Annotated in this window: 3 protein-coding genes; all 3 read left to right on the plus strand. The window is 40.5% G+C overall.

Going from position 1 to position 5059, the window contains the following annotated elements:
• Window positions 1-1315 precede the first annotated feature (1315 nt).
• Window positions 1316-1738, plus strand: a complete 423-nt coding sequence (gene nikR, locus PHF18_RS17925) for a nickel-responsive transcriptional regulator NikR (protein ID WP_300105067.1) — start codon at window positions 1316-1318, stop codon at window positions 1736-1738.
• Window positions 1739-2151: 413 nt separating this feature from the next.
• On the plus strand, window positions 2152-3897 hold the full coding sequence (locus PHF18_RS17930; protein WP_300105063.1) for a DUF3344 domain-containing protein: 1746 nt from the start codon (window positions 2152-2154) through the stop codon (window positions 3895-3897).
• A partial coding sequence (locus tag PHF18_RS17935) for a hypothetical protein (RefSeq protein WP_300105065.1) occupies window positions 3894-5059 on the plus strand: 1166 nt, incomplete at its 3' end. The genes PHF18_RS17930 and PHF18_RS17935, both read left to right, overlap by 4 nt.

Here is a 5059-nt window from a genome sequence, read left to right on the forward strand (position 1 = left end):
CTAATAACTGTCGCCCAATACAGAAAGGGTTAGAAAATGCTTGAGCCGTATGAAGGGAGACTTTCACGTACGGTTCTTAGGAGAGAAGGGGGGAGTAATCCCCTTGACTTATCCGACAATTCAAAGTAAAGTTTTTGTATACAATGCATGAAACGGGTCTATTAATATCGAGCTTTCGATTCGATAATTTTTTAAAATTTGTAATTTTCCAGAAAAATTGGCACACTGCCCGTTTTTGCCTGAGTTGAATAGTTTCATTAATTTTGCAAATGGGTACATTCGCCTTTTCTGGTCAGATTTAAATGTGATTTTTTTATCCTGGATTCAATAACTTATTCTCTCTGTCAAATTCGCTTCTCCTGAAAAGCTAAATAAACTGGAGTTTTCAGGCGACATTTTGAAAAGATTTCAAAAAAGATTTAATTGAGCAAAGAACCAGAATTTATCTGCTCTACCCTTGCACCTGATATTCCCCACCTGTTTGCACTTACAGGTGAGGAATATCTAGCGTTGCAAGTTCTATTCATAGATTTAGGAGGCGTTTTCCTTTATTTTGTCTGTTCGTATAGACATATGAATGTATGATCAGCTTATATTTAATACTTTTCCTTATTTTTATGGTATTTAATGTTATTATATTAATTATTTGTATTACGATCATGAAGAAAAATACATTATTCAAAGAAATCTTTTGTATCTATATATCCGATTTAATCAGCAGCAATAGCCTTTATTAACCTCAATTTTCTGTTTAACCCCAAAACCTGTTCTGGCGCTTTTGTATAAATTTAATGTACCACTGGACATTTTGCTGGTGTGGGATTAGCAAAACACCAACATTCGAATACTATTCTTCCCATCTTTCAGGGATCCGGAATACGCATTGTATTCGGGGTCGGAGTGTAAATTCTAAGGATAATCTGGTCGGTGGAGATGAGAAAAATGGCTTTCCAGATCCTGGAAAAAAGCAGGTGTTATACTGAAGATGTTTTCAATGCACATTTCGAACCCTGGTACTCTTGTGCTACTATGCTATACTAAAAAGTCATTTTGTTGATATAAGGTCAATAAAATATCCAATAGTCAAACATTATTGTCCTATATTGGCAGGGGTTCGAAATGTGCATTTTAACATAGATGCTTCGGGATTTCATTCCAACATTAATTCTATTATTTGTTAGTGATATCTCATATTTTTTCTCTCCCTCGACTCTTTTATTTTCCCTAGTAAGTGAATAAAACATATATAGTAATACGTATCATAACTAAAGTAGTATCATTCTGATAAATTTAAAATTCCCTGGTGGGTGATATGATAGAAACAGAACTTATGAGGATAGGGGTTTCCCTTCCCGATACTCTTCTTGATAAATTTGATGGGATTATTGAAAACAGAGGTTATTCTTCTCGCTCGGAAGGCATAAGAGATGCCATCAGGAGTTATATTTCCTATTACGAGTGGATGAATGATATTAAAGGCCATCGCGTCGGAACACTTGGATTTATTTTCGATTACACAAAACACGGGCTTTCAAATGCCCTTACAGATATCCAACATCACTACTCTCACCTGATTAAGTCTTCAATGCATATTCACCTCGACCACGAAGACTGTTTTGAAGTAGTTGTTCTAAACGGGGATGGTAAAGAAATAGCAGAGCTTTCCGAAGCTATGATGGCCCTCAAAGGGGTAAAATTCTCAAAGCTCACAACTGTAGAATCAAACGAAAATGTCTGACCTTTTCATATAATACGCAAACCAATGCTTTGGAACCTTAAAGAAATCAAACCGGAAAAGTGGGTGAAATTCACCTCTATTTTTTCCATTGAGTTTGAGGTTTTCGTTTTCATTTAGTTGAAGCATTTAACTAATCATTTTGAAAAACTCTAATTTTTTAATAATTAAGTCTTAATAAATAATAATTTTTTTAAAATAAAATAACATTAATTAGAAAAATTGATATACAAATAATATATAAAGTATAACAAAAATTAACATTTGTGCGAAATGGGGTTCAATTGAAATATCCAAAACGATGTCGCTATTATCCTGAAAACAATGCCGCTATATTTCTTAAAAACCCGTGCTCAGTGTCGTTAAAATTGGCAGAAGCTTAAAATAACTGACATTGAAGGGGGCTGGAGATTAATATGTTGTCAAAGAGCAGGAACTTGAGCAGGTTTTTCCTGTACGTTGCAGGAACTCTTATTCTTTTTATGTATATTTCTCCATGCCTGGCAACTTACAATTTTGAAGGTACCCCTGAACAGGACGAGCTGGTTGAAATCACATCAGGTACGGTAAAAGGTGGGCTGTACATTGACGGAGGGGAGGGTCTTAAAAAAACTCCTTATATGCAGGAATTCAATGTCCCGGGAGATTCCGTAACATGGTCCAGGGTATATGTGGGGGTATGGGGAGGATCAGATACGAAAACAGGGACGCTTGATCTTTCGATTGGCGGGAAAAAGTTTGAAAGCCTGGATCTTGAAGGTAAAGCAGATAAGGGAGATGATGAAGGTCAGAATCCTTCTATATACTGTGCAGGGCATGGGGTATACTGGGTGGCCTATGATATAGGCACGAACCTAAGTACCGGGCCCGTATCAGTAGAAGCCAGAACCGGAGGGGACATTGACGGTAAAATCTACGGCATAATCCTTGCTGCAGTATATGAAGATAAAGAAGGGCAGAATACAAAGTACTGGGTTGAAGAAGGAAACATAAACCTTCACGGGAAAGGGGGGAGTGAAGATATATCGTCAACGCATGATGAAGCATATGCGGACTTCTCGGGGAAAGTGGATGTGGATAAGTACAAGACTGCAAACCTTGCTGTAGTTTACCTCTGCGGAAGCCCTGGGCTTGAAGACTCCCTCTACTTTAACGACGAGCAGCTCCTGGATGGGGAGAATAAAAACGACATCGCAAATTCAAAAAGTTATTTTGATTTCAAATTCTTTGATGTACTGGATTTTCTTGCCGAAGATGACAACGAACTCAAGTTTCAAAGAGACGAGGAAGATTATGTGCATCCGGTGCTGGCTGCTCTGAGTCTGGGAACGGGGGAAGAAGGGAATTCTGATCTTATCGTTTCCGGGCTTACTCTTCCTGTGCTCTACGCAGGCAAAGACAACACTATAAAAGCAAGCATCAAAAACATAGGGAAAGACTCTGCATATGGTTTTCAGGCAGCACTTTATGCTGATGAGGAAATTGTATCTACAGTTCCCGTATCTTCTCTTTCTGAGGGTAAAAGTAAAACAATTGAGTTCAACTGGAATCCTGCCAGTGACGGTGAGAAAGCCCTGAAAGTATATGTCGACTACACGAATAAGAAACAAGAACTGTGTGAAGTAAACAACTGTAACACTCCTTTTCTTGCCAGAATTGTAGATCTAACCCCTCCTGAGCTTGAAATAGATTCTCCGGAAGATGGAAGCCTTGTAGACGCCGGATACCTCACAGTCAGCGGGACGGTTGAAGATACAAACCAGAACCTCACAGTAGATGTTAACGGGCAGATAGCCCTGCTTTCAGGTGAGAGCTGGAGTGCTAATGTGCCTGTGGTTTCCGGCCCTAATACAATAGTTGTTTGTGCGGTAGACGGGAAAAACAACACTGGAAGAGAACTCCTTGTTGTTGAAGGAAAAGCTTCATCCATCTCCGACTTCAAGCAATATTCCGGGCCTGATAATGAACCCGAACCAGTTTTCAAACAATCCTTAGGGTCTGATAACGAAACAGAACCAATTAACCAGGCAATTCTAAGTTCTCAGAATGAAGGGAAGGAAATACAGACAGTACAGACCGGTTTCTCTGAAGTTTACGGAGATATAGGGTTTATTTCTGCAGTTTTATTCATAAGGTTTCGAAACCGGGGGGAACGGCCATGAGCAGAAAGCTGAGCAAAAAGTTGAGCAAAAAGCCGAGCCGAACAAATCATTTCTGTGCAGGTTCAGCTCTTTTCATTGCATTGTTTCTGCTCACAGGCCTTCTCGCAGGCCTTATGCCTGCCTCGGCAAATGAAGATGACTGGGACAACCTGGCCGTTACCCTCGGGCTTGAAAACTCCGTCGTTTCCAAAGATGGCTACACCCTGGAAGCGCTGAAATTTGATGGGTATGGCATGGTCTGGGTTCAGGTCTTGAAAAACGGCACGACCTTTGGAAATGCGGTCCTGGAAAATAATAGCTCCAGCTGGTGCTATATGGATAGTGAGAATATAAGGTTGAAGGCGGTCAATGTCACTGACCAGAGAACCCTTCCGATGTTTGGCAGCCTCTTTTCCCCAAAAGCAGAGGTCGTATTTGAAACAAAAAGAGATGTTGAAGAGAATGTGATTCTGGAACTTGAGCTCGACGCGGACAAAGACGAATATCTTCTCGGTGAAGAGGTAATTGTTGATATGGAGCTTAGAAATACAGGGCAGGTGAAATCCGGGAAAATAAGCATTGGGTTAGACTCTGACGGGCTCCTTGTCAGGGAAGGATGCCCGGAGAACGTAATACTTGACAAGGGTTCAAAAAAGTCCTGTGAACTCCGGTTTAAGTTTCCAGAAGAGGTAAAAGAAAATTATAACATTACTGTAAGTGTGAACTGGGAAGATGGTTCCGGTGAGCACTTCCTTTCCGAAGCTGTAAAAATCGAGGTCGTCGAACCTCTTAACATCTACAAAAATGCAGGTTCAGAAGGCTTTTCAGGAAGTCCTGTGTATGTAACCCTCTCCGTGAAAAACGTCCAGGAAAGAGCGGTGAATGTCAGGCTGCTCGACCTGCTGCCGGCAACCTTTACGGTAATTAATAGTTCTTCTTCGGAGGGTGATGGCCTGAGTTCGGACAACTCTTCTTATTTAAGCTGGGAGTTTGTGCTGGCTCCTGAAGAAAAAAAGACCTTTTCTTACAGTATCCGATCCGAGCAGCTTGGAGCTCACCGGGTGCCTCAAGCTCATGCATATTCAGATTTATGCGGGCAGCTCTACACAGAAAGTTCCGATTCCGAGAATATAATCACTGTCTATGAAAATATTTCATACAGCCAGTACAGCAATGAAACCCT

The organism is Methanosarcina sp. (assembly GCF_028693135.1).
Taxonomy (GTDB): domain Archaea; phylum Halobacteriota; class Methanosarcinia; order Methanosarcinales; family Methanosarcinaceae; genus Methanosarcina.

Excerpts from the sequence above, each read along its gene's own strand:
- PHF18_RS17930 (WP_300105063.1), top strand. The coding sequence starts at position 2,152 with ATGTTGTCAAAGAGCAGGAACTTGAGCAGGTTTTTCCTGTACGTTGCA.